This window comes from Phycisphaerales bacterium AB-hyl4, from assembly GCA_041821185.1.
In the GTDB taxonomy this organism is placed as follows: domain Bacteria; phylum Planctomycetota; class Phycisphaerae; order Phycisphaerales; family Phycisphaeraceae; genus Natronomicrosphaera; species Natronomicrosphaera hydrolytica.
In genome coordinates this window covers 303,435-327,138 of the sequence record JBGUBD010000001.1, presented here as the reverse complement: position 1 = coordinate 327,138, position 23,704 = coordinate 303,435, and the positions used below count along the sequence as shown (strand labels likewise).

The following is a 23,704-nucleotide window of genomic DNA, read 5'->3' as shown; positions in this document are numbered from 1 at the left end:
TTGATGAAGTGGCACATCCTCGCGACGTTGCTGCTGGCGGCCATCGGTGCGGAACTGTTGGCCCAGAGTGCGGTCGTGCGCCCGCAGCGGCTGGTGCATCGCTTTGACTTTGAAGAGCGCCAGCTGGGCAACTTCGAAGAGATGCCCATGCACTGGTACCCGATCGGCAGGTCGGCCCAGACGCCCGAGCCGGGCTTTCACCGGCAGCCGCTGCATCGCGAGCTGATCGGCCGACTCGGCTATCCCCGGCATACGCAGATCCGGTTCGACACCCGTCACGCCATCGCGGGCGAGCACAGCTTTTACCTCGGGCTCGACGGCGGCAACGCCGGGGCGTATCTGGAGGTGGGCACACTGCCGGCCGTGCCGGGCAGCGATTACATGATCATCGCTCATGTCCGCACGGGTCATCTCGAACGGGCGGGCGCGTATGTGACGGCCTACTTCATCGACGCCGACGGCGAGCGGATTGACGCCAGCGTGTATCGCAGCCCGGCGATCCGCAGCAACGACGCGTGGCTGCCGGTGACGGTGCACCTCACCGGCGAGCACCCCGACGCGGCGTGGATCGGCATGGAGCTGGAGCTGCGGCAGCCGACGCCGAACGTGGACCATCCGTTGCGCGGGCAGCAGATCGTGCTCCCGGACGTGCGCGGCACGGCATGGTTTGACGACATCACGATCTGGCAGATTCCGCATTTGGAGGTCGGCACGCAAAGCCGTACGAATCTGATCACCGGCTCGCAGTCGCCGCGACTGTCGGCGACGGTGCGCGACCTGACCGGCAGGCGGATGCAGGCACGGATGACGGTGTATGACCACCTTGGCGCAGCGGTGGATGAAAGGCAGTTGCAGGTCGGCGACGGTGCGCCGCCGCGATGGACGTGGGAGCCGGAACTGCCGGGCTATGGTTGGTATTTGATTGATCTGATCGTGCACGATCGCGACCCGGCGGACGCGGGCGGTTCGCCGGTGGGCCGCGACGAGCCGATCGCGCGAACGGTGGGGGCGTTTTTGTGGATGCCGGACGAGCAGTCGATGCTCAGCGAAGATGCGTCGCGGTTCAGCCTGCTGGCGGAGGACGTGTCGGCGAGGCAGATGCGTATGCTGCCGCGTTTGTTGACCGAGGCGGGGCTTCGTCGAGCGGTTGTCAGTGCGTGGGATCGCGAGACGACGCGCCTGAACATCGACGACCGCGTCGAGCTGCTGGACGAACTGGTGCAGTCGATGGCGCCGGGGCAACAGGACCTTGGCATCTCGCTGCATCCGCTGCCGACGGAATTGCTTGAGCGGACGGACAACCACCTCGATCGGGCGTTGGAGGTATTCGCGTATGACGAGGAAGCGTGGTTGCCTTACCTGACGCCGGTGCTGCTGCGGCATGGCCCGCGGGTGCAGCGTTGGCATCTGGGCACGCCGACGCAGGCGGAAGCGTTTTACGAGCCGGAGTTGCCGCGGTTGCTTGAGCGGATCGAGCGGCAGTTTCTCGCGCTTGCGCCGCGGCCGCGGCTGGTGTTGCCCTGGTCGCTTGAGCAGATGGTGCGTGAAGATGTTTCGGCGTCGAGTACGTTTGTGTATGACGTGCCGCCGGGCATTGCGGCCGAACGGTTGGCGGATCATCTCGAAGGTTGGGGCGAGCATGGTCGATCGGGTCTGCTCGTGCTTCGCTCGCGGCCGGCGGACGAGGTGGCGCATCGGCATCGTGTGACGGACCTTGCGTTGCGGATGGTGTACGCCTGGGCCGAGCAGCCGGGCGGGTTGGCGTTGTCGCGGCCTTGGACGGGCTCGGCGGCGCGCGAGCCGGAGTTGTTGCCGGACCCGCTGCTGGGGGTGTATCGCAATGTAGCGCATCGGCTGGCGGGTCGGCGGGTGGTCGGTGAGCTGCCGATCGGCGAAGGGTTGCGCTGCCTGATCCTCGACGGACCAGCCGGCGGCATGCTCGTGGCATGGAACGAACAGGCGCCCGCCAGCGAAGGCCGGTTGCACATGGACCTCGGCGGCGAGCCGACGGTCGCGGACGTGTGGGGCAATCGGCAGGGCGTGTCGCGGCAGGACGGCCGACATGTCGTTGAGCTGGCTCGCACGCCACGGTTTATTGAAGGCATCGACCCGGAGCTGGCGCTGTTTCGGGCGAGCTACCGCGTGACCGAGCCGTTTGTCGAGTCGAGGCAGGAGCCGCATCAACGAACGCTTGAGTTGACCAACCCCTGGCCACGCACGATCAGCGGCCATTTGCAGATGGTCGGCCCGGAGGGTTGGCGGATCTCGCCGGCGCGGCATCACTTTTCCATCGCGGCGGGCGAGACGCTTCGGCTGCCGATCGAAATGCAGTTCCCCATTGTCGAAGTGGCGGGCCCCAAGCGGCTCGAAGCGCGGTTCGACTTCACCGCTGACCGTCAGTACGAGGTCGACATGGGCGCGCCGATGGAGCTGGGCCTCAGCGACGTGGCGTTCGATGCGACGTTGACGATCGAGCCTGGCGATCAGGAGGGTAAGTTCGACGCGGTGGCGACCTGCATCCTGACGAACACGGGCGAGGCGGTGCTTGCGCTTTACGTGTTTGCGAATCTGCGGGATCATCCGCGGCAGGAGCGGATCGTCGCTCGGCTTGCGCCGGGTGAGTCGGTGGTACGGCGGTTCCGCTTTCAAGGTGTCAACGAAGGCATGGAAGAGGGTCGGCCGGTTCGCGTGGGCGTCCGCGAAGCGAACGGGCCGGCGATCCTGAACCAGTTGCTCCAGATGAAAGATGTACGGCCGACGGAAGCGGACGTGGAATGAAATCAATCGTGTGACCGTTGAATCAAACCCCGCCGCCACGCGGCTGATGTCGTGGTGCGGCGGCGGGCGTGTTTTTAAACAGAAGAAAAAAGGAACTGTGGTATGAAAGCTTTACGCTGGTTGTTGCTGGGTGGGTTGACGCCGCCGATTACGGTCGGCGATGCGGTGCTGACGGCGGTGCGCATCGGGACGGGCCTGTCGATCGCGCTGGGGCATGGATGGGGCAAGGTTAAAGACCCATCCGGGATCATCGGCGTTTCGGAAAGCCTGGGATTCCCGCTGCCGACGCTGGCGGGGTGGATGGCGGCCTTGTCGGAATTCGGCGGCGGCATTCTGCTGGCGGTCGGCCTGCTCACTCGGCCGGCGGCGTTCCTGATCCTGGTCACGATGAGCGTGGCGATCTACGCGCACGCGTTTCGATGGGGCGATCCGTTTGTGCAGGGTTGGGAACTGGCGTTCCTCTTCTGGATGCTCGCGTTGCAGTATGTCGTGTTCGGCGCGGGCCGCTTCGGCGTCGACCGCTGGCTGCGGTAGTGCTTACAAAGTGACGGCCATGCACCGAACGCCCACGGCCGCCGGCCGTGGGCTTCTTCAACCCCTGAAAGGCGTCAAATGCGGTTCTTACGTTGGCTGTTGTTCGGCGGCTGGTTGCCGAACGCGATCGTGGCGGACCTGGTGTTGACCGCTGTCCGCATTTTCACCGGTCTGGCGATGGCGCTGGCGCACGGCCTGGGCAAGGTCACCGCTCCGACGGAAGAGATCGCCGAACGCGCGGCACGCCTCAGCTTCCCCATGCCCACGCTGTTCGGCTGGGCGGCGGCGCTCTCCGAGTTCGTCGGCGGACTGCTGCTGGCGCTGGGCCTGCTCACCCGCCTCTCCGCGTTCTTCATCCTCTGCACGATGACCGTCGCGGTCTACTCGCACGTCGTCGTCCGCGAAGACCCGTTCCGAGGCTATGAACTGGCGCTGTTGTTCTGGTTCCTCTGCCTGCAGTTTCTCTTCATCGGCTCGGGCCGCTTCGGTATCGACCGCTTCCTGCGCAGCGATGCACGACCACGGGTGCATCACGACTGAGCGTCGGCCTCAACCACATCATTGCCTTCATCCTCGCTGAGCACCACGCGGATGCGGTCGAGCAGGGCGTCGTTGGCCGGCGGAAAGCGATAGGTCGGCAGCGTGTCGACGTTCACCCAGCGAAACTCGGTGACGGCGATCGCCTTCGGCTCGCCCGCGACGTGTTCGCAAAGATAGGCGTGCAGACGGATGTAGCCGTGGTCGTAACTGTGCTCGATGTGCGTGAGCGTTTGCGTCACCGCGACCTGGAGCGCGAGCTCTTCCTCAAACTCGCGAACGACACACTGCCGCAGCGTTTCGTCGGCTTCGCACTTGCCGCCGGGGAACTCCCAGTACCCGCCGAGCACACCGTCGTGCGGCCGACGGGCGATCAACACCTGCCACACCCCGTCCGCCCCCCGCTCCGCGAGCACGCCAACCGCCACTTCAATCGCCTCGACCACGGTCTCCCCTTTCCGAAAAAAGCCTTTAAGCACTTTGTTTGGACGGGCTTATTTCAAAAAAATCAATTTTCCGCTATTTGCACGCTCCCAGCCGGCAAACATACCTGACAGGGGGCTAAATCGTAGCATAAATGTTTGCATAATATGTATTTGAGACTTTTCGCGAATCCGCGACCCGCTTCGTTGACACGTCGCGAAACGAGCCGATACGATAGATGCCGCCGGGTCGCGAGGCCAGGCTCTGACAATCTCGAATGCCGTGGCGCGCCTCCGCCCACAGGATCGGAGCCCTGTGGCGGAGGTTTTTTTTACCCACGTCGCACGCGTCGCGAAGCATCATCACCCTCATCGCAAGCGCGCACAAAATGCTGCGATCTTTTCATTTAGCCCCGGCCACGTTCGTCGGCAAAGCGAAACATGCGTCGCTTCATCGATCGTGATCACCTCTAACGGGCCTTGCTTCTTCTCCGCAGCGAGCTTCTGCGTATGCCAGCGCGGCGGCAAATTTGAATCAAGCGTGCCTTCGATCATCAACACCGGCACCGCGATCTGCTTGACCGCGTCGAGCGTCGTCGCTTCATCCAGATCAAAGCCGGCATCGTGTGTTGCTGCTGCTTCAAAGCCGCGCATCAGCCATTTGTCGTCGATCCACGGCGCGAGTTTGAAGCGGAACGAGCGGATCGCTTCGCGGAAGTTGACGAAGGGTGCGAAAGCGATCACGCCGGCGACGCGCTCGTCGGTCGGCGCGTGTTGCAGCACGGTCGACGCGCCCATGGAAAAGCCAAGCGTGATGACGCGATGGTCGGCGATGAGTTTTTGTTCGATGGCCGTGTCGATGACCTGTCGCAGGTCATGTCGTTCGCGGACGCCGAAGGTGGCGAATTCGCCCGAGCTTCGGCCGTGGGCGCGATGGTCGAAGAGGATGACGTCGTGTCCCTGATGATTGAGGCACCAGGCGCGGGGGAAGTGAAACTCTTTGACCTCGACCCAGCCGTGGAGCATGAAGATCGGCAGGCGTGGCGGGCCGTCGGCGTCCGCGTGTTTCGCACGTGGGTCAGCGGGGCTGAACCAGGCGTCGAGCTCGACGCCGTCGTCGGTTTTGACTTTAAACGCCCGGCCGCCGCGCTCTTTGGCCTGCTTGCGGCGTACCGCGCCGATGATGCCCCTGCCCGGGTAGCCGCTGAAGCGCAGCGCCGCGCGGCCGAGCTTGCGGGCGAGCCACGGCGCTTTGGCCGGCGCTTGGTGTTGAGCTTTGCCAGGGCTGGGTGGGTTGTCAGTTTCGGTCATAACGATGCAGTGTTGTACCCGGACGCGGGGAATTGTAGGCCCCGCCGGGCGGCAGAGAAACGTCGCCGCTGGACATGCCGGGCGAAGCGGCGGACACTGACGTGCATCATGACCATGAAGCGCGTGAAGAATGTCTACCTGGCAGACACCGCCCGCGTCCGCGGCGAGGTGCAACTCGGCGAAAACGTCAGCCTCTGGTACGGCGCGGTCATCCGCGGCGACGTCGCGGCGGTGACGGTCGGCGAGGGTACGAACATACAGGACAACGCCGTCGTGCACTGCGACTCGAACGTGCCCAACCACATCGGCCGGGATGTGACGATCGGGCACAGCGCGATCGTGCACGGCAAGCGGATTGGCGACGGCACGCTGATCGGCATGCACGCGACCGTGCTGGGGCAGACGGAGATCGGCAAGGGGTGTCTAATTGCTGCCGGCTGCGTCGTGCCGCCGGGCCTGATCGTGCCGGACGGCATGGTGGTGATGGGCGTGCCGGGGCGTGTGGTGCGCCCGACTCGGCCGAAGGAGCAGGAATACCTCGCGTGGCTGGCACCGCATTACGTGAAACAGGCGAAGCTGCACCATGAGCAGCCGAACGACCCGCGCGTCCGCGGGTGGGGTGATTGCTGATTTCTAATTGCTGATTGCTCATTTGGGGTCCCACGCCGAGGCAGGCAGCGATTAGCGATCAGCAATTAGAAATTCCGAGGGCTCGGCTTGGACGGGGGCGTGCCGGCTGTAGCTTGCATGGCGTGTGCTGGCTCACTACACTCGCCGAATCCATCGAGGCCCAAGGTTTTGCGTTTTGAACTGATCGACCAAGTACTGGAGCGGGCGCCCGACCGGCTGACCGCGATCAAGAACGTCACCACGGCGGAGGAGTACCTGGGCGACCACTTTCCCGGGTTCCCCGTCCTGCCGGGTGTGATGATGCTTGAGACGCTGGTGCAGGCCGCGCGGCTGCTGGCCGACGCGGAGGCGACTTCGCCTTGTGAGTCGGCGTGGGTGGTGCGGGAAGTGCGCAACGTGCGCTACGGCCAGATGGTTCGGCCGGGCCAGACGCTGGAAGTGGAAGTAACATTGCGTAGTCGGGACGACGCCGGCTGCGAGTTTCAGGGCAAGGGCACGGTCGCCGGGCAGGTGGCGGTGCAGGGCCGGTTTCGGCTGGCGCCGCTGGCCGAGCGGACGCAGCCGGGTCAGGGATGAACGGGACAGGCAGGTATTGCCAACGCAAGCGCACGGTGGGCAGGTTGTCCACGGTCCGCCGGAGATAAGAAAATGCCCATGACGCAGGATGAAGTATTCAGCAAGGTGCAGGACGTGCTCGAAGACGCGCTCGGCGTCGATGACGACGAGGTGACGCCCGAGGCGAAGCTGGTGGAGGATCTCGGCGCGGAGTCGATCGACTTCCTCGACATCGTCTTCCGCCTGGAGAAGGCGTTCGGCATCAAGATCGAGCAGAGCGAGCTGTTCCCCGAAAACGTGCTCAACGATCCGCAATACGTGCAGGACGGCGAGGTCACCGACGAGGGCATGGCCGAGCTGCGCAAGCGGTTGCCGCACGTCGACCTTTCCGAATTCGAGAGCAGCCGAAAGGTGGAAGACTTCTCCAACGTCTTCACGGTGGACGCGATTGTGAAGTTCGTCCAGTCGAAGCTTTCGTGAACGCGGACGATGGCGTCGCCATTTAGCCGCGTCGCTCGCGACGCGCTCCCGCTGAATGAGGCTGATGTATGCGCTGGATCTGGATTGACCGCATTCTGTCGCTCGATCGCGGCGAGCGCTGCGTGGCGATCAAAAACGTCTCCGCAGCGGAGGACGTGCTGCACGATCACTTCCCCGCGCATGGCGATCGGCCGGCGCAGCCCGTGTTGCCGAACACGTTGATCATCGAGGGCATGGCGCAGACGGCCGGCATCCTCGTCGGCCACGCGAACGACTTCAAAGAGAAGGTCATTCTCGCCAAGATCGGCCGCGCCAGCTTCACCGCCGACGCTCGGCCGGGCTTCACCCTCCGCCACACCGCCACCATTGACCGCCTCGATGCGACCGGCGCGTCGACCACCGGCGTCACCGAGCTGCTCGACCCGGGCACGGGCGAGGTCACGCCGCTGGCGAGCATCGAGCTGATGTTCAGCCATATCGATCACAACCGCGCGGGCCTGGCCTTCCCCGAGCACAACTTCGTGTTCACCAGCCAGTTCATGGACCTGCTGCGCGAATCCGGCGTGCAGTGAGGCGAGGCGGTTGCGTAGCGTGAGAATGAAAACGCCAAGACGCCAAGACGCCAAGACGCCAAGACGCCAAGACGCCAAGCAGAAAGACAAGCCACGAAGGCACGAAGGACACGAAGGGGACACGAAGAAGGGGGAAGAAGAAAAAGGCGTGGGGGAGAATGATTCAGAGAGATGGGTCTTTAAAAAAAGAGAACACGTCCCTGCCTTCCTTCGTGATTGCTTCGTGTCCTTCGTGTCTTCGTGGCAAGAAGATCTCCTGTCCTTGGCGACTTGGCGACTTGGCGTCTTGTCATTGAATCCGGGGCCGCTTTTTTTGTACCCGTGCCAGGCTGATGGCACTTTGACGCTGGACGTCGTGGCCGCTTTGCACCGATCATGAATGTAAGTCGAGTCCATCGTCTGTTGCGATTGATCACGCTGATGCAGAGCGGTCGTCCGCGCAAAGCACCGGAGTTGATGGAAGAGCTGAATGTCAGCCGACGCACGCTGTTTCGAGACTTGAAGATGCTGCAGGCCGCGGGCATTCCGTATTACCACACGCCGGGCGAAGGCTATCGCCTGCGTAGCGAGTTTTTTCTGCCGCCGGTGAATCTGACGGTCGCCGAGACGGTGGGGCTGATGATGCTGGGCAAGGCGGCGTCGGCGGATCGGCAGCGGCCGATGGTGATGCCGGCGCTCTCGGCGATCTACAAACTGCTGAGCACCGTGCCCGAGCCGATCCGCTCGGCGTGCGGGGAGATGATGGCTCACGTGTCCGTCGACCCCGGCGCGGTGGGCATGGGCGAACGCGAAAGTGCGTTCTACCCGATGCTGCAGCAGTGCGTGGACGAACGGCGGGCGTGCCAGGTGGTGTACGGCAGTCCGGTGGAGGCGGAGCCGATCCGCGGCGAGTTGGAGCCTTACGTGCTGCACTTTGTGAACCGCGCGTGGTACGTGCTCGGACGCAGCAGCGTGCATCAGGAAGTGCGCGTGTTCAAGCTGGCGCGGTTTGAATCGATCGACCCGTTGCCGCGCTGTTTCCGTCGGCCGAAGCGGTTCCAGGCTCGCGACAAACTAGGCAAGGCGTGGCAGCTTATTCCGGAAGGGGAAGAGCACGAAGTCGAGCTCGAATTCAGCGCGATGGTGGGACGGAACGTGTCGGAAGTGCGCTGGCATCCGACGCAGGAGCACGAGCTGCTGCCGGACGGTCGGTGCGTCATGCGGTTCACGGTCGACGGGCTCGGAGAGATCGCGTGGTGGCTGTGTGGCTACGCGGATCAGGTGAAAGTTCGCAAGCCTGATGCGCTGCGTGAACGCGTTGGAAAAATGTTGCATGCAGCATTGATGAATTATCGGTAAACTACTGTTGGTTATCGTTTGATCCGGATTGATTATTGAAGTGTCAGATCAAGGGGCAATTGCCTGATTCTCGAGTGTTGAGTTGTGGAGCGGGCGCGACAGCGTCCGTATGTTCCGCTTTGCGGGCAGGGGTTGCGGTTAGCTCTATTTTGGACCCCCCGACAGAGCTGCCGTCCCTGCCCGCTTTTTTATTTTGGTTTTCGGAGAGATCGTTCTTGGAGAAGTGGTTCTCAGAGAGATCCGGGGCTTCGTCGCTTTGCTCCTCAGCCCTCGGCTTTTGAGGGTAGACGAACCAGAAACCTTTCCCTGATCATTAAACCATCATGCTTAAGTCACGTTTGATTCATCCGCAGTTGCTGGACGCGATCGGCCGGGCGGGGCATGGGTCGCAGGTGTTGATTGCCGACGGCAACTACCCGGCCGCGACGAAGCTGGGGCCGAACGCTCGGCTGGTGCACTTGAACCTTTCACCGGGCCTGGTGTCATGCACGCAAGTGCTTGAGGCGTTGCTGCCTGCGGTGCCTGTTGAGGCGGCGGCGACGATGGATTACGCCCGCACGGGGCCGTACGGGTTAAGCGAAGACCCGCCGATCTGGGATGAGTATCGAGGCATCTTTCGCACCGCGGGGTATGCGGATCTCAAGCTCAAGCCGATCGAGCGTTTCGCGTTTTACGAGGCCGGCGAGTCGCCTGATGTGGCGGTGACGATTCAGACCGGTGAGCAGCGCATCTACGCGAACCTGCTGCTGACGCTCGGCGTCGTGATGGGCGACTGACAGACGAATCAGAGGCGATGTTTTTCGATCGCGGCGGGCAGTTCGTCGCAGAGGTCGATTGCGCGCAGGCCGGCTCGGCCGTGGGCGGCGGCCCATTGCTCGGCGGCACAGCCGTGCGCGTGTACACCGAGCACCGCCGCGTCGAAGGGGGCCAAGCCCTGCCCGATGAGACTGGCGATCACGCCGGTGAGCACGTCGCCGCTGCCGGCCGTGGCGAGCGCGGGATGGCCGGTGTCGTTGACGAAGACGCGGTCGCCGTCGCAGACAACGGTGTGTTGGCCCTTAAGGACGACGACGGCCTGGTGCATCTGGGCGAGGGCGGCGGCGGCGTCGGTGCGCTGGTCGGGCCGAGTCGGGTCGAGGCGAATGCCCATCGGCGTGGCGAGTCGGCGAAACTCGCCGGGGTGGGGCGTGAGCACGAGCGGCGCGCCGCCGGGTGTGTGGCGATAGTCGGACCAGGCAAGCTGGTTGAGGCCGTCGGCGTCGAGCACGACCGGGCGCTTGCCACGCAGCAGGGCGACCACCAACTCGCCGGCCTCTCTGGCTTGACCCATGCCGGGGCCGACGGCGAGCACGGCGTGCTTGTCGGGGTCGGCGGCATCAAGCGCGGCGAGCCGATGATCAAGCTCGCCGGTGAACAGCAGGCCGGTCGCGCCGGGCTCGATGGTGAGCGCGAACGGGAGGATGGCCGAATCAACCGCGAGCTTGACCAGGCCGCTGCCTGTACGGAACGCGGCGCGGGCGGTGATGGCGGGCGCGCCGATCATGGTGGCGCTGCCGCCGACGATCATGACCGTGCCGAACGTGCCTTTGTGGGCGTCGGCCGGTCGCGGTGGGGCGGCGGGGGTTGTCGTGATGTTTTGCAGATCTGGCATGGAAGATGCTTGTTGTACGTGAAAAGGCTATCGACTTGGTGTTGCGTTGTCGTTGGTCGGTTCGGACGTGTCGGCGTTGTCTGTGTCTTCCGCGTCGAGGTTGTGATCTCGATCGCTGGTGTTGTTGTCGTTGTCGTTGTTATTGGTGGTGATGTTGTGGTTGAAGTCGATGCCGTAGTCAGGCGTGGGGCGATAGAGTCGGCTGATGTTGCGGGCGAAGCTTTGCAGGCGGGCGTCGTCACTTGTGCGGAAGTGTGGGCGCCAGCCGGGTGTTTCGGGGTGTGGTGTGGCGGCGCTGTTTCGGGCGAGGCCGTACTGTAGCAGGAGGGATCGATCGGGGTTGTTGCGGTCGATCATGCGGCCGTCGTCGTTGGCGTACCGGTGGAGGGTGTAGAAGTTGGTGTAGACGGTGGCGTCGGTGTTGCCGTGCGTGTTGAGAAGTTTGAGGCCGCCCGCGCCGTCGTCGCCGCCGTGGCATTGGTTGGTGGCGCAGTAGTTCAGGACATACTGGCGGTGGATCTGTGTGCGGAAGACGCGCAAGGGGACGGGATCGTGTCGGACGCGGACTTCGCCATAGAGATCGCGTGCCTGGACGTCGAACATGAGGGCGAGTTGTTCGAAGCCCGGCGCGCGTCGGAGGCTGGTTTGTCCGGCGCGGTCGCTTGGAACGCGTTCATGGCTGGCGTACTTGTTGAAGAATTTGTCGAGTGTGCTGTCGGGCACGTGGATGCGTGGGCGTTCGTCGAGGTCGACTTCAAAGACGCGGATGCGGTTGATCTGTTCCTGCGTGAGTCGGTTGGCCGGTGTGCGGGCGTTGTCGGCGGAGCGTCGGCGTTCGCTGGCGGGCTGCTGGGCGAGGCGTTGGCCGGCTTCGATCGTGCGGTGGATGCGAGCGAGCGACTGGTTGTCGGGGTGAGCTTCGCGCAGTTCGCCCAATTCGATGAGAGCGAGGTCGTGGGCACCCATGTCGCTGAGCGCGATCGCGAGTTCGACTCGGCCGAGCAGGTCGTCGTCGTCCAGCTCGGCGCGTTGGCGTTGGTAGTAGACCTGGGGGGTGGGGCGTTCTTCGATGCGTGAGATTTCGTCGCGACGCATGGGCATGCGGATGCCGGCGACTTCGAGGACGACGCGGTGGTCGTCCTCGGCGACGAGTGCGCCGTGGAGTCGTCGGCCGTCGTCCAGAACGACGGTGACGTTGCGCGTCGAGGCCGCCATCACCGTGCCGACCAGCAGCAGGCAGACGGCGAGCAATGACCAGGACGCGAGACGGTTCAATCGATGCCAGTTGGGGGACATCCGGTGTCTTTCTGCAGCGGCCGTCGGCCGACGGCGCTTGCGACAGTTTAAATCACCTCGGCCGGGCTCGGCCACGCCGGAGCGGGCCTCGTTGGGGGCGGTTTGATCGCGACGGTGGACCGATGATGCCCGAGAGCGTAGGATGATGCAAGCAAGACCGTTATGAAACTGCGGCCCGCTGGCTGGAGTCTGTTCGCTCGGGAGTCATCCTTTGTTCGACCATGAGCCGGACAATCACATCGAAGTGCTGTTTTCGGCACACAACTTGCGTTGCACGCGGCAGCGCAAGGCGATTTACGCTGCGCTGGAGGCGACGCGTGAGCATCCCACGGCCGACGACCTGTTCCGCGATGTGGGCCGTGAGATTCCGGGCATGAGCCTGGCGACGGTGTACAACACGCTGGAGGCGTTTTGCCGATCGGGGCTGGTGCAGAAGCTACCCGGGGCGGGGTTGAACGGCTCTGCGAGATACGACGCGGTACGCGACGACCACCTGCACCTGCGCTGCCGACACAGCGGCGCGGTGGCGGACGTGCCCGAATCGCTGGGGGACGCGTTGTTGAGGCATTTGCCGCGCGAGGCGCTGACCGAGATCGAGCACAAACTCGGGTTCCGGATCGAGCAGATCCAGGTCGAGTTGGTGGGCGAATTCGAGGGGCCGCGCCGGTCGGCGTCGGATTCCTGAATGATTACAAACGAGCTTTATGAATGAGCACGTCGCCGACGACGTGCCAGCAACATCATCGCTGCGCCGATGACGAGCGTGCCGCTGGTCGGCTCGGGGATCGCGTTCACCCGATACCAGCCGCGGGGGCCGAGCCCGTCGACCGCGTCGAAAGCGGCTTCGCCGATGAACTCGTGCATCGCGGCGCTGGGATGGATGGCGTCCCAGAACATGTACTCGTCGGGGTTGGGCACGGGGTCGCCCCAAACGGGGGCGCCGGGTTCGAGGCCTGGCACGGCGGGCTCATCGACATTGCTGAAGCCCAACTCGCCTGCCCAGGCCGCGTCGAACAGGTCGGCGGCGGGCAGGCGGTAGAGGTTGAGGCCTTGCAGTTGTTCGAGGTCGAGCAGGACCTGGGCCAGCGCGCTGTTGAATGCGCTGGAGAGGCTGTTGAGCGCGTCGCGGGCTTCGGGGTCGTGAACGGTGGCGGGGACGTTGCCGAGTTGGGGCAGATCGCCGACGAGGAAGTTGCGTCCGCCGACGTTGTAGAGTTGTTCGATGTACTGGCCGATGTTTTGCGCCGACGCGACGGGGTCGATCGGGGTGTTGGGGTCGGCTCGCATGAAGTCGTTCGCGCCGCCCCAGAGGACGAACAGGTCATGTCGCGGCGGTCGGCCGGGCGATTGGCTGAGGGTGTCGAGGTACATGCCCACCTGCTGGTCCATGTGGACGAGGTCCGGCGTGGGGTCGAGGCTGGAGTGGGTCATGCCCGCGCCGAAGGCGTAGTTCGTGCCGCCGAGCGTTGGCGGGAGGGGGTCGCTGTGTCCGAGTGCGTTGGCGAGGTGTTCGATCCAGACCGGGCCGTTGGAGAATCGGCCGTCGGTGTAACCGGGGCCGGGCACGGCGCCGTCGGTGACGCTGTTGAAGAAGCCTGTGTCGGTGAGGCTGTCGCCGAAGACGACGATGCCATCACGGAACGGCGATGCGATGAGTGGCGTGGTGAGTGAAACGGTAAGGGCCAAAACGAGTGACAGCCGAAGGAACATCATCATCCTTGATCGCTTTCCACAGATCGATGAGCCTTGATTGTGTCGGCGGCGACGCCCCACCGAAAATGACACTGCACAAAGGTGGCCCTCCTGAACTACGCATTACGCGCGGCAATGGACTTTAGAAGCCGCTAATTCGTAAATCAATCGATCGAGCATGCTCGAATGTAAATCGGCGTTTACTTCTATGGTACGCAGGCCGATTGCACGCGCGATGATAGTGGTCGGGCACGGCGTGTTGGCCGACCTTGTGTGCAATGGGATCGCGCTGCGGCGATCGTGGGGTGACGCGCCGTTTCAGGGGGAAGCAGATTCTGGTGTGGATGCGATCAGCGCGGGGCGAGCGCGGCTTCGGCTTCCTGCCAGTTCTGTTCATCCGTGCCGAGGGGTCGGCCTTTGGATTCCCAGATTTCGTAGGCCTTCGCAGCGATCTGTTCGTGACCGATCGGAGCGGCCTTGGGCTTGCTCGTGCGACGGGGCTTGGCGGTGGTGGCGGCACCGTTGCCGTTGGTCTTGGCCTTGGTGTCGGCCTTCGTGTCGGCCTTGGCTTTGGCGGCGGTGCGCGGCTTGGCGGGGGCTTTGGTTTCGGGGGTCGACTTGCTTTGCGTTCGTGTACGAGCCATCCTTGAACTTCCTTTCTCAAGCAATCTCGTGTGCTTAACTATTGGCTGGAGACGTCCAGTGTCTTCAGCGTCCGGAATGCAGGCGGCAACTTTTCTGCTGCCGCCGACTTGGCGATCGCATTGTAAGCGCGTTCAACTCGAAGTTGCGTGCGCTAAGGTAAAATCCTGATTAGAAGTTCTTGAACCTTTCGTGATGAACCTTGCTTCTTTGCAAAGCTCATGCCATGTGCGTGGGGTTGTGTGGCGGGCAACGCGCGTGCGCGATGGTTGGGCATCGGGGGAGGCGCTGCGCATCGGGTTGGCAGTGTGGGGTTGTGGCGTGGTGTGTGTCAGCCGGTGTATTGGTCGAGTTGGGCGAGAACGTCGTCGGCGTGGCCGGGCACTTTGACTTTGTCCCAGCGGTGGGCGACTTTGCCTTGCGGGTCGATGAGGTAGGTGGTGCGGACGACGCCCATGTACTTTCGGCCGTACATGTTTTTTTCCTGCCACACGCCGTACTTGGTGCAGAGTTTCGCGTCGTGGTCGGCGAGCAGTGGGAAGGGGAGGCTGAACTTGTCGGCGAACCTGGCGTGCGAGGCTTCGTCGTCGGGGCTGACGCCGAGCACGACGGCGCCGCGGGCGTCGAGGGTGTCGCCTGTGTCGCGGAACTGGCAGGCCTGTTTAGTGCAGCCGGGCGTATTGTCTTTGGGGTAGAAGTAGAGCAGGACCCAGCGGCCTTTGTATTGGGAAAGGCGGTGGGTGTTGCCTTGCTGGTCTTTGAGGGTGAAGGCGGGGGCGGTTTTGCCGGGGTCGATGAGGCTGGCGGGTTCTGTGGCCATGCGGGGGCGGTCCTTTCTAGAATGGGTGTTGCGAGTGTGGGGGGTGGGTTGGTGCGGGTTGGTTTGCGTGGTCCCACGGATTCGCTGCGCTACATCCGTGGGCTTTATTGGGGGGTGTCTGGGTTCGGGTTGTTCGGGGGTTTGAAAGATACAGATTATCGCAAATCTGTTGGCTAATCTGATGTTTGCCAGTCCGTGGTGGGGCTTGGGCGTCGCGGCGGCGATGGCGGCGGCGATGGCTGCGCACCTGTTGAGTCGACGCGGCGGGCGGCGGGTGATGTTCCCGGCGGTGCGGTTTGTTATTGCATCGCAGGCAGAGGCGACGCGGTGGCGGCGGTTACGACATTGGGCGGTGATGTTGTTGCGGGCGACCGCGGTGGGGTTGATTGCGCTGGCGTTCATGCAGCCGAGGTGGCAATCGCCGACGGCGGCGGGGGTGGATGCGCGGGCGGGTGACCATGTGGTGATCGTGGTGGATCGGACGGTGTCGATGCAGCGCAGCGTGCGGGGGGCGATGCTGTTCGACGAGGCGCGTCGGCGGGCGATTGAATTGTTGCAGGCGGTCGACCCGGTGCGCGATCGCGCGAGCGTGGTGCTGCTCGACGCGCGGCCGACGCTTCTGCTGCCTGAGCCGACGGGTCGGCAGGATGCGCTGATCGCTCGGCTGCGTGAGGTGGAGGTGACGTACGAGCACGGCCGAATGGGGGAGGCGATGGTCAGGGCGGGCGAAGCGCATCGGCGATTGGCGGACGATCCGCCGCGGGCGCTGCGCGTTGAGGTGTTCGGCGATGCACAGGCAACGCAATGGTCGGATCAGGCGACGGCGAGATTGCCTGCGGGGGCGGCGGTGCGGTACCACGCGATTGAAGGGCCGACGGATAACGTGGCGGTGGGGCGGGTGCGTGTGTCGCCCGCGCAGCCGGTGGTCGGGCAGTCGGCGACGGTGATGGGGGAGGTGAGCAACTATGGGCCGGCGGCGGTCTCGGCGACGGTGGCGCTGCGCGTGGGGGGGGATGATGATGCGGGTGATGAGGCGGACAGGCGGGTGGTTTCAGTTGAGCTCGACGGTGATGGGGGGCGAGCGACGGTGAGCTTTGAGGTGGTGTTTGATGAGGCGGGGTTGCAGGAGGTGGTGGTGGACCGGGTGGGGGCGGACGATGCGCTGGCAGCGGACGATCGGGCGGGAGTGTTTGTGTATGTGCGGGCGGCGCGGGCGGTGCATCTGCTGACGCGCGGGGATGTGGATGATGCGTCGGGCGCGGCGTACTTCGTATCGCGAGCGCTGCGGCCGAGCGGTCGTGATGATGATGAGAATGATGCGCGGCGGTTGACGGGGGTGGCGTTGACGGTGGGTTCGCCGAGCGCGCTGACGGCGGCGATCGATCGCGATGCGGTGGTGTTGCTGGTGGAGGCGGGGGCGCTGTCGTCAGCAGAGCGGGCGGGGCTGGCGGCGCACCTGCGGCGCGGCGGCGGGGTGATGTGGGTGGTGGACGATGCGGCGGCGCTGCGGTCGGCGGGGTTGCTGTCGGAGCAGGTGACGCTGCCGATGCTGCCGACGGATGAGGCGGACCCCCCGGACGCGGCGGGGGCCTGGGGCGGTCGGCGGTTCGGTGCGGGGCGGTTTGATCACGATGTGCTGGCGGTGTTCGAGGGGCCGGCGCGGGCGGCGTTGTTGCGGTCGCGGTTGGGGCGGACATGGGCGGGGACGCTCGCGGGTGATGCGACGGGGTTGGTTTACTTTGCGGACGGTTCGCCGGCGGTGGCGTGGGGTGTGGTGGATGAGGGGCGGTTGGCGATGGTTGCGGGGAGTTTGTCGCCTGGGGAGGGCGGGGGTGATTTTGTGCGTGGGCCTGCGATGGCGCCGCTGGTGCATCAGTTGGTGCGGCATCTTTCGCCGGGCGCGGCGGGGGCGGTTGAGGTGCACCCGGGAGGGGCGAGTGACCCAGGGGGGCGGCCGGGCGGGTATGTGGTGCGTGAGGGGGAGGGGGGCGGACCCACGGACGGAGTCCGTGGGCTTCGGGGGAGGGATAGGGCGTCGGATGGTGGGGAGGATGAGGTGGTGGTGGGCGGGGTTTGGGTGACGGTGGAGCCGGGGGCGAGCGATTTGCGGCCGGTGGGGGCGGAGCGGGTGGCGGAGTTGGATGGGCGTGTGGTGGGTGGGCCCACGGACGCAGTCCGTGGGCTTCGCGGGTGGGATGATGGGCGGGCGGGGGTTGAGCTTTGGATGTGGTGCGTGGTGGCGGGGCTGGTGCTGCTGGCAGTGGAGGGGATGTGGGTCGGGAGAGGGGGTGTGAGATGAGCGGATGGGTTGTAGTGATGGTGATCGTGACGGCGGCGGGGACGGCGGTGTGGCGATGGCGGCGGGTGGATTGCCCTGCGGCGGGAGCGGGGCGGGCGAGTGTGTGGCTGGGGCTGCGGATGGCGGCGATTGCGGGAGCGGCGTGGGTGCTGGCTGGGCATGGCGTTGCGGAGCGAGAGGCGGGAGAGGCGGCGGATGATGGGGGCGCGGTGACGCTGCTGGTGGATACGTCGGCGAGCATGAGCGAGGCGGATGTGGTGGGCGATGACGGGCAGGCGATGTCGCGATGGTCGGCGTTGACGGCGGGGTGGTTGAGCGAAGCGCAACTCGGTCGCCTGAGCGAGGCGGGAGACGTGCGGGTGTTGGGGTTTGACGCGGACGTGCGTCCGATGGAGACAGCGGGGTTGGCGGACCATGAGCCGAGCGGGGATCAGACGCGGTTGTTTGCCGCGCTGGATGAGGCGTTGACGTCGTCGGCGGCGCGGGGTGAAGGGTCGCCTGTGTTTGTGGTGTTGAGCGACGGGCATGATACGGAGCGCGGCCGCGACCCGGCGGTGACGCGGCGGTTGGCGGAGGCGGGGGCGACGGTGCATGTCGTGCCGGTGGGTGAGGTGGATGGTTCGCCGGGGCTTGCGGTGCAGGCGTGGGTGGATGCGGATGTGTTGTTGTCGGGGGAGACGACGATGCTGCATGTGCAGTTGTGGCCTCGGGGGCTGGGTGAGCGTGAGGTGGCGGTGGAGGTGTCGTATGAGGGGGAGGTGGTGGCGTCGCGGCGGGTGTGGTTGGATGAGGGTGGGGTGACGGAGGCGGTGGCGTTTGAGATTGAGCCGGGGGCGATTTCGGGGGGGCTTCCGGGGCTTCCGGGGGCGGGGGGACCCACGGACGGAGTCCGTGGGCTTTGGGGGGATGAAGATGGAGATGGGGGGGCGGAAGGTGGGGGGGTGACGGTGCATGGGTATGAGGTGCGGGTGTCGCCGGTGGATGAGCGGGCGGGGGATGAGGCGGAGTTTGAATCTTCGACGGCGCGGTCGGTGGTGTTTGTGCAGGTGACGGGCGACCGGCTGCGGGTGCTGATGCTCGAAGGTGAGCCTTACTGGGAGACGCGATGGCTGGGGCGGGTGTTGCGGGATGATGCACAGGTGGCGTTGCATGCGGTGCACCAGCTTGGCGGGGGTCGGCGGATCGTGCAGCGGCCTGCGGCGGGCGGGGTGGACTTTGATGCGGATGCATTGGACGGCGCGGCGCTGTCGGCGTTTGACGTGGTGGTGCTTGGCCGACGTGTGGAGCGGTTTTTCCCGGGTGAGGCGGCGCGGGGGTTGGTGGATTTTGTGCGGGAGCATGGCGGGGCGGTGGTGCTGGCGCGCGGTCGGCCGTTTGATGTGACGACGGAGGCGGGGGCGGCGGCGATGGCGGTGTTCGAGCCGATCGCGCCGGTCGAGTGGGGCGAAGCGCAGGTGGCGGGGTTGGCCTTGCGGCTGACGGAGGCGGGGGCGGCGAGCCCGCTGTTGCAGTTTGATGCGCTGGGTGAGTTAGCAGATGCGGATGCGGATATGGCGGACGTGTTGACGACGCGCTTGCCGGGCATGCTGGCGGCGACGCGGGTGGTGCGCGAGCGGTCGGCGTCGGTGGTGTTGATGCGGCAGGCGGCGGGGGACGATGATTCGCCCGGCATGGCGGCGGTGGTGCAGTTAAGCGCGGGGCGTGGGCGGGTGCTGGCGGTGTTGACGGACGGGCTTTGGCGGTGGGCGATGCTGCCGAGCGAGTTACAGGCGTATGAGACGGTGTATCACCTGTTCTGGTCGCGGGCGGTGCGGTGGCTGGCGGGGGCGGGTGATTTTCTGCCCGGACAGGCTGTGTCGTTGTCGCTGGAGCGGTTGGCGGTTGAGCCTGGCGAGGCGGTGGGGGTGACGGTCAGTACGCGGTATGTGTCGCCTGACTTTGAGCCGAGGCTGCGCGTGACGGGGCCGAGCGGTGAGGTGCGGGCGGTGACGCTCGCGCGGGACGATCGCCGGGCGAGTTCGTTTCGCGGCAGCTACCAGTCGGATGAGGCGGGGGTGCATCGGTTTGAGCTGACCGCGGCGGCGGATGAGGCGGGCGAGCTTGCGGATGTGTCGGCAGAGGCGCGGTTGATGGTGACGGAGCGGTCGGTCGAGCGGTTGGACCCGTCGGCCCGGCTGAGCGTGCTGGCGGAACTGGCGGCGGCGACGGGCGGGAAGCGATTTGAGCTGGGCGAAGCGGGTCGGCTGTTGGCGGACATGGCGGACCGGCGGCTGGCGCGGACGGAGGCGGAGCCGACGCGGCCGCGGTCGTGGTCGGGGTTGGGACGTTGGCAGGTGCTTGCGATGATTGTCGGCTGCTTGACGTTGGAGTGGTGGGGGCGTCGGCGGGCGGGGTTGGTGTGAGGGGGGCGGGCGGATCAGGTGCTCGGCGAACAGGGGCGTGTCGGCGGTGGATCTTCAACGAAGGTCACTTCTCATGATCCCAGCCATAAAAAAACCCGCAACGGATCGTTAAAATCCGGTGCGGGCACGACTTTCTCCCCCGCCGTGAATGGCCTGCCGGCAGCGGGCTAGGGCTGCGTGGGCTCAAGGTTACACTCTGCCGACAGGCCGACTAAAGGGGTTGCACGCTTCCTTCTGCCTCCTTTGGTACTGCATTAAAAGCGTGCCGACCGGGGAGTCTTCGCCGTTTGTCACGATGCCAAGCGTCGTAGTGTCCGACGTCCTTCATCGCTGAGCACACTTTACCCGGCCGCGCTTGTCAGGCGAGCGGTAGCTGCCAATTTCGTAACAATTACGCGCTTCCCCCATGCTTTGTCAGATATGCCCCGGTCCCTTGCAGCTTCTACATCCCGAGCGCCCGATTCATCGCGCAAACAACTGCCGAACCACGTCGCCCGTCGATATCTCACGCAGCCGATCCGACACTTCCGTCTCCACCTGCTGATAGTCGCGCACCTGCGGCGGCGGCGCGAGCTCCACCACGTCATCCGCCTCAATCCGCGTCAGCCCCAGCGCACCGCTGCCCGTGACGGTGACAACCCACCGCCCCTCGTCCAGCTGCCGATAGACCGCCTGGCCGTGCGCCACGCGCGGCGAGTCCCAGTCGATCTCACTCAACTCCGTGTCAATCACCACGCCACTGCGCGGCGGCGTGCGGTCGTCAAACACTCGGCGAATCCACAGTCGACCGTCGAGCACAAGATAGTCGACATAGATTTCCTGCTGCGGGTCCAGCCCCGTTGGCACGGTCTTGAGCAGTCCCTCGGCGGTGCGGATGTGCACGGTCACCTCGCCGTCCGCCACGACCAGTTCCGTTACCGCAGTCCGTCGCACGGCCTCGTTGTACTGCCCGCGAAGCTGCTCGTACTGATGGCTCAGTTCCACCAGCCGATGTTGATACACCTCTGCCTTGAGGTGAGCCTGCGTCAGCCGAAAGCCGGCCCAGCCCGCCACGCCCAGTACCGTCACCAGGCCCGCCGTCGCTGCAAGGCTCACCAGTCGATCAATCGCGAACATCGGCATTGATTGACACCTTCCTTATTGGGTCATCCGTCCCCCATTTTATCGGTCGCCCGACCGTACCTCCGCCAGTGCCGGGCAATCCATACGTCATCACGTCGACTGATCGCCCGCCAACGCGAAGCCGACCAAGCGGGCGTGAGCAGCCGGATCGCAGGGACAATCACTTACAATTTTTTGCGCATCTCAATGATTTCGCACCCGATGACCGCCGTTCATAAGGGTGATTCGGTCTGTATCGCCTGTAACGAAAAAATCGGCGGGATAACCGTGGCGGACGAGCTAAACCGGGGCGACTAAAGCTCCGATGCATGAAGGGAGGCTTCATCCGCGCCGCGGGTACGTGGCCCAGGTCGGTCTGAGCAGTGTTACCAGACCGAGCGCCACGCCCACCCCGACGCACCGACCGTCAAAGAGAGGCGAAGCAGACGTATGGCTTTCGGCTTTTCCAAAACACGGTACTCTCCGATCGCCATTGACTTCGGGGCCGACAGCCTCAAGTTGTTACAGGTGATCCCAGGCCGTCCAATCCAGCTCGCCGCCGCCGCCGCCGAGGTCATCCCCGCCGCCGCGCGGCGAGACCCCGTTGCGCGTGAGGCGTTCCTCGCCGAGGCCCTGCCACGGCTGGTCAAGTCCCAGCCGTTCAAGGGCCGACGCGCCATCTGCTCGCTCCCGGCGTTTCAAACCGTCGTGCAGCACCTCGAAGTGCCGCGCGCCGATGACGCCAGCCAGTTCCAGCTCATGCTCGAACAGCAGTTGCGCGAACGGCTCGAAATCGACCCTCGCCGTATGGTCGTCCGTCACGTGCCGGTCGGCCCGGTCAATCGACAAGACTCGGCTCAGATGGAAGTGCTATGCATCGCCGCCTCGCGCGAAGTGGTGATGCGCTACATCGAGATCGCAAGCAAAGCCAAGCTCGACGTCGTCGGCATGCACAGCGAGTCTTGGGCCCTTTGCAAGGCCTTCGACGAAAACAACGACACGACACCGGCCACCCCCGCCAAGGCCGTCTGCTACATCGACATCGGCGCCGCCAGCACGAAGCTGGTCATTGCCGCCAACGGTCGACTCAAGTTCGCCAAGACGGTGCACGCCGCCGGCGATGAGATCACCCGCCGCCTCGCCGCCGCTCGGCACGTCGACTTCGAACAGGCCCGTCAACTGCGCATCGACCAGGCCGCCGGCCGTACGCGCGAACAAACCTTCGGCGATGACGCACACGCGCCGGAACACGCCATGGCCGCCGCCGCCGCTGCCGAGCAACACGCCGCCGCAGCGTCAGCCGCCCCCGCCACCGGCATTCCCGCACTCGATGCACAGGCCCAGGCAGGCCAGCGCACTGCCGAGGCCGCCGCGCCGCCCGCGAACGATCAAACGCTCGCCAGCGACACCATCGAATGCCTCGTCGACGAGTTGCAGATGTCGATCCGCTATTACCAACGGCTATGCCCCGACACGCCGATCGATCGGCTGGTGTTCCTCGGCGGCGAGGCGCGGCACGTATCGACCTGCCAGAGCATCGCCCGAGCCGTACGCATTGCCGCCCAGCTCGGCGACCCGCTTGCCAGCGTGGTCCGCATCACGCAAAGCCAGCCCGCCGTAGGCGTCAACCTCGACGAACCCCAACCCGCATGGGCCGTGCCGTTCGGCCTCTGCTTGAGTGAAGCAAACCTGTAAGGCGTTTCGAGTTTCCAGTTTCGAGTTTCGAGTTATGCCCTGCTGACCCGCATCGCCTCAACTCGAAACTGGAAACTCGAAACTCGAAACTGACTGAAATCGGAGTGAGTCATGGACAATATGAGCTTCCTGCCTGAGGATTACCTGGAACGTCGCGCCGCGCGACGGACCAATATCCTCTGTCTCACGCTGTTCGGCATCGTCATGGTCGGCCTCGTCGGCGCTTACGTCGTCAGCGGCCGACACGACGCCGAGGTGCGCGAGCTGCATCGTCAGGTCAATCTCGAATTCGAGGAAGCCGCCCGACGCATTGAGCAGCTCGAACAGCTCCAGCAACAGAAAAAGCAGATGATCCACAAGGCGCAGGTCACCGGCGTGCTACTCGAACGCGTACCGCGAAGCCTGCTCATGGCCGAGCTGATCAACCACATGCCCGCCACGCTCAGCCTGACCGAGATGGATCTCGAAACACGCGAGCTGCGCACCACCACCCGGCCACGCACCGCCATCGAACGCGAACAGCAACGCCTCGCCAGCCGGTCGAAGGCCAACGACATGTTCAGCCAGATCGAAGTGCCCGAAACCGAGATGACCGTCAACCTCGTCGGCGTCGCGCCGACGGACGTGGAGGTCGCCCGGTTCATGACCGCGCTCGGCAGGCACAACATGTTCTACGACGTGAACCTGTTGTTCTCCGAACAGACCACCATCAGCGAACAGCGGATGCGACAGTTCCGCATTGAGCTGAAAGTGAACCAGGACGTCGACTTCGACGCGATGGAGCCCACGCTCGTCAGCCGTGAGCTGAAACAGAACCCGATGGGCAGTCGGCTGCAGATCGACGAATCGGGCGAACTGGTCGCCCCCGGCGCCAATGTCGCGCCGAAGTGGGGCCAGCCGTAAACGGCGTGAACGGAATGATCGCGGCGGCCGGGTGAACCGACGCCGA

General features: G+C 65.0%; 22 protein-coding genes. 14 read left to right on the top strand and 8 right to left on the bottom strand.

The annotated features are described in order from the left end of the window. The first annotated feature begins 3 nt into the window (after positions 1 to 3). From ACERK3_01345 to ACERK3_01335, 3 genes are all read left to right on the top strand, one after another. Positions 4 to 2,778, top strand: a complete 2,775-nt coding sequence (locus tag ACERK3_01345; GenBank protein ID MFA9476928.1) for a hypothetical protein — start codon at positions 4 to 6, stop codon at positions 2,776 to 2,778. 102 nt (positions 2,779 to 2,880) lie between these two features. Further along, positions 2,881 to 3,312: a DoxX family protein gene (locus tag ACERK3_01340; GenBank protein ID MFA9476927.1), complete on the top strand. Its 432-nt coding sequence runs from the start codon at positions 2,881 to 2,883 to the stop codon at positions 3,310 to 3,312. A 78-nt stretch (positions 3,313 to 3,390) separates the two neighbouring features. After that, positions 3,391 to 3,852 carry a DoxX family protein gene (locus ACERK3_01335; GenBank protein MFA9476926.1) on the top strand — a complete coding sequence of 154 codons (462 nt, stop codon included), beginning with the start codon at positions 3,391 to 3,393 and terminating at the stop codon, positions 3,850 to 3,852. Here the strand turns inward: ACERK3_01335 and mutT are convergent. Next, positions 3,843 to 4,295 (bottom strand): 8-oxo-dGTP diphosphatase MutT, encoded by a 453-nt coding sequence (gene mutT, locus ACERK3_01330; GenBank protein ID MFA9476925.1) that lies wholly within the window; start codon positions 4,293 to 4,295, stop codon positions 3,843 to 3,845. The genes ACERK3_01335 and mutT overlap by 10 nt on opposite strands. A gap of 345 nt (positions 4,296 to 4,640) precedes the next feature. Beyond that, positions 4,641 to 5,582: an alpha/beta hydrolase gene (locus tag ACERK3_01325; GenBank protein MFA9476924.1), complete on the bottom strand. Its 942-nt coding sequence runs from the start codon at positions 5,580 to 5,582 to the stop codon at positions 4,641 to 4,643. A gap of 108 nt (positions 5,583 to 5,690) precedes the next feature. On the opposite strand from ACERK3_01325, the gene ACERK3_01320 reads away from it, so the two are divergent. The 6 genes from ACERK3_01320 to ACERK3_01295 all read left to right on the top strand — a co-directional run bounded on the left by ACERK3_01320 (position 5,691) and on the right by ACERK3_01295 (position 9,933). Further along, complete coding sequence (locus tag ACERK3_01320) at positions 5,691 to 6,212, top strand: gamma carbonic anhydrase family protein (GenBank protein ID MFA9476923.1); 522 nt, start codon at positions 5,691 to 5,693, stop codon at positions 6,210 to 6,212. 168 nt (positions 6,213 to 6,380) lie between these two features. After that, on the top strand, positions 6,381 to 6,788 hold the full coding sequence (locus ACERK3_01315) for a 3-hydroxyacyl-ACP dehydratase FabZ family protein (GenBank protein ID MFA9476922.1): 408 nt from the start codon (positions 6,381 to 6,383) through the stop codon (positions 6,786 to 6,788). 72 nt (positions 6,789 to 6,860) lie between these two features. After that, positions 6,861 to 7,247, top strand: coding sequence for an acyl carrier protein (locus tag ACERK3_01310; GenBank protein MFA9476921.1), 387 nt, complete (start codon positions 6,861 to 6,863; stop codon positions 7,245 to 7,247). A gap of 68 nt (positions 7,248 to 7,315) precedes the next feature. Then, positions 7,316 to 7,819, top strand: coding sequence for a beta-hydroxyacyl-ACP dehydratase (locus ACERK3_01305; protein MFA9476920.1), 504 nt, complete (start codon positions 7,316 to 7,318; stop codon positions 7,817 to 7,819). Positions 7,820 to 8,194: 375 nt separating this feature from the next. Then, positions 8,195 to 9,157: a helix-turn-helix transcriptional regulator gene (locus ACERK3_01300; GenBank protein MFA9476919.1), complete on the top strand. Its 963-nt coding sequence runs from the start codon at positions 8,195 to 8,197 to the stop codon at positions 9,155 to 9,157. 323 nt (positions 9,158 to 9,480) lie between these two features. Next, complete coding sequence (locus ACERK3_01295; GenBank protein MFA9476918.1) at positions 9,481 to 9,933, top strand: RbsD/FucU family protein; 453 nt, start codon at positions 9,481 to 9,483, stop codon at positions 9,931 to 9,933. An 8-nt stretch (positions 9,934 to 9,941) separates the two neighbouring features. Here the strand turns inward: ACERK3_01295 and ACERK3_01290 are convergent, their stop codons facing one another. Further along, the gene (locus tag ACERK3_01290) at positions 9,942 to 10,808 is read right to left on the bottom strand and encodes an NAD(P)H-hydrate dehydratase (GenBank protein ID MFA9476917.1); all 867 of its coding nucleotides are present in this window, start codon (positions 10,806 to 10,808) and stop codon (positions 9,942 to 9,944) included. Positions 10,809 to 10,835: 27 nt separating this feature from the next. Beyond that, positions 10,836 to 12,104 carry a hypothetical protein gene (locus ACERK3_01285; protein ID MFA9476916.1) on the bottom strand — a complete coding sequence of 423 codons (1,269 nt, stop codon included), beginning with the start codon at positions 12,102 to 12,104 and terminating at the stop codon, positions 10,836 to 10,838. A gap of 211 nt (positions 12,105 to 12,315) precedes the next feature. Here ACERK3_01285 and ACERK3_01280 point away from each other — a divergent pair, with 211 nt between their 5' ends. Next, complete coding sequence (locus ACERK3_01280; protein MFA9476915.1) at positions 12,316 to 12,789, top strand: Fur family transcriptional regulator; 474 nt, start codon at positions 12,316 to 12,318, stop codon at positions 12,787 to 12,789. A gap of 17 nt (positions 12,790 to 12,806) precedes the next feature. On the opposite strand, the gene ACERK3_01275 is transcribed toward ACERK3_01280, so the two are convergent. The 3 genes from ACERK3_01275 to bcp form a co-directional block, all read right to left on the bottom strand. Further along, a complete protein-coding gene (locus ACERK3_01275; GenBank protein MFA9476914.1) occupies positions 12,807 to 13,820 on the bottom strand; it encodes an SGNH/GDSL hydrolase family protein in 1,014 nt (337 codons plus the stop codon). A gap of 326 nt (positions 13,821 to 14,146) precedes the next feature. Continuing rightward, on the bottom strand, positions 14,147 to 14,440 hold the full coding sequence (locus ACERK3_01270) for a DUF2934 domain-containing protein (GenBank protein ID MFA9476913.1): 294 nt from the start codon (positions 14,438 to 14,440) through the stop codon (positions 14,147 to 14,149). 329 nt (positions 14,441 to 14,769) lie between these two features. Then, entirely contained in the window at positions 14,770 to 15,258 is a 489-nt protein-coding gene (gene bcp, locus ACERK3_01265) for a thioredoxin-dependent thiol peroxidase (GenBank protein ID MFA9476912.1), read from the bottom strand. Between the two features lie 181 nt (positions 15,259 to 15,439). Here bcp and ACERK3_01260 point away from each other — a divergent pair, with 181 nt between their 5' ends. Together ACERK3_01260 and ACERK3_01255 are read left to right on the top strand one after the other, a co-directional pair. Further along, the gene (locus tag ACERK3_01260) at positions 15,440 to 17,557 is read left to right on the top strand and encodes a BatA and WFA domain-containing protein (GenBank protein MFA9476911.1); all 2,118 of its coding nucleotides are present in this window, start codon (positions 15,440 to 15,442) and stop codon (positions 17,555 to 17,557) included. Beyond that, positions 17,554 to 19,959 (top strand): hypothetical protein, encoded by a 2,406-nt coding sequence (locus ACERK3_01255; GenBank protein MFA9476910.1) that lies wholly within the window; start codon positions 17,554 to 17,556, stop codon positions 19,957 to 19,959. Before ACERK3_01260 ends, ACERK3_01255 begins: the two co-directional genes overlap by 4 nt. A gap of 462 nt (positions 19,960 to 20,421) precedes the next feature. Here ACERK3_01255 and ACERK3_01250 read toward each other — a convergent pair whose 3' ends face one another. Beyond that, on the bottom strand, positions 20,422 to 21,081 hold the full coding sequence (locus ACERK3_01250) for a hypothetical protein (GenBank protein ID MFA9476909.1): 660 nt from the start codon (positions 21,079 to 21,081) through the stop codon (positions 20,422 to 20,424). A 429-nt stretch (positions 21,082 to 21,510) separates the two neighbouring features. On the opposite strand from ACERK3_01250, the gene pilM reads away from it, so the two are divergent. After that, positions 21,511 to 22,755: a pilus assembly protein PilM gene (gene pilM, locus ACERK3_01245; protein MFA9476908.1), complete on the top strand. Its 1,245-nt coding sequence runs from the start codon at positions 21,511 to 21,513 to the stop codon at positions 22,753 to 22,755. A gap of 111 nt (positions 22,756 to 22,866) precedes the next feature. Further along, entirely contained in the window at positions 22,867 to 23,658 is a 792-nt protein-coding gene (locus tag ACERK3_01240; GenBank protein MFA9476907.1) for a PilN domain-containing protein, read from the top strand. Positions 23,659 to 23,704 lie beyond the last annotated feature (46 nt).

Bases quoted from the DNA above. Each gene is read 5' to 3' on its own strand.
- ACERK3_01335 (MFA9476926.1), top strand. From the start codon at position 3,391: ATGCGGTTCTTACGTTGGCTGTTGTTCGGCGGCTGGTTGCCGAACGCG.
- ACERK3_01310 (MFA9476921.1), top strand. From the start codon at position 6,861: ATGCCCATGACGCAGGATGAAGTATTCAGCAAGGTGCAGGACGTGCTC.
- ACERK3_01300 (MFA9476919.1), top strand. From the start codon at position 8,195: ATGAATGTAAGTCGAGTCCATCGTCTGTTGCGATTGATCACGCTGATG.
- ACERK3_01240 (MFA9476907.1), top strand. From the start codon at position 22,867: ATGGACAATATGAGCTTCCTGCCTGAGGATTACCTGGAACGTCGCGCC.
- ACERK3_01275 (MFA9476914.1), bottom strand. From the start codon at position 13,820: ATGATGATGTTCCTTCGGCTGTCACTCGTTTTGGCCCTTACCGTTTCA.
- ACERK3_01290 (MFA9476917.1), bottom strand. From the start codon at position 10,808: ATGCCAGATCTGCAAAACATCACGACAACCCCCGCCGCCCCACCGCGA.
- ACERK3_01320 (MFA9476923.1), top strand. From the start codon at position 5,691: ATGACCATGAAGCGCGTGAAGAATGTCTACCTGGCAGACACCGCCCGC.
- ACERK3_01285 (MFA9476916.1), bottom strand. From the start codon at position 12,104: ATGTCCCCCAACTGGCATCGATTGAACCGTCTCGCGTCCTGGTCATTG.
- ACERK3_01250 (MFA9476909.1), bottom strand. From the start codon at position 21,081: ATGCCGATGTTCGCGATTGATCGACTGGTGAGCCTTGCAGCGACGGCG.
- ACERK3_01295 (MFA9476918.1), top strand. From the start codon at position 9,481: ATGCTTAAGTCACGTTTGATTCATCCGCAGTTGCTGGACGCGATCGGC.
- ACERK3_01340 (MFA9476927.1), top strand. From the start codon at position 2,881: ATGAAAGCTTTACGCTGGTTGTTGCTGGGTGGGTTGACGCCGCCGATT.
- ACERK3_01325 (MFA9476924.1), bottom strand. From the start codon at position 5,582: ATGACCGAAACTGACAACCCACCCAGCCCTGGCAAAGCTCAACACCAA.
- ACERK3_01270 (MFA9476913.1), bottom strand. From the start codon at position 14,440: ATGGCTCGTACACGAACGCAAAGCAAGTCGACCCCCGAAACCAAAGCC.
- ACERK3_01260 (MFA9476911.1), top strand. From the start codon at position 15,440: ATGTTTGCCAGTCCGTGGTGGGGCTTGGGCGTCGCGGCGGCGATGGCG.
- ACERK3_01255 (MFA9476910.1), top strand. From the start codon at position 17,554: ATGAGCGGATGGGTTGTAGTGATGGTGATCGTGACGGCGGCGGGGACG.
- bcp (MFA9476912.1), bottom strand. From the start codon at position 15,258: ATGGCCACAGAACCCGCCAGCCTCATCGACCCCGGCAAAACCGCCCCC.
- ACERK3_01305 (MFA9476920.1), top strand. From the start codon at position 7,316: ATGCGCTGGATCTGGATTGACCGCATTCTGTCGCTCGATCGCGGCGAG.
- pilM (MFA9476908.1), top strand. From the start codon at position 21,511: ATGGCTTTCGGCTTTTCCAAAACACGGTACTCTCCGATCGCCATTGAC.
- ACERK3_01345 (MFA9476928.1), top strand. From the start codon at position 4: ATGAAGTGGCACATCCTCGCGACGTTGCTGCTGGCGGCCATCGGTGCG.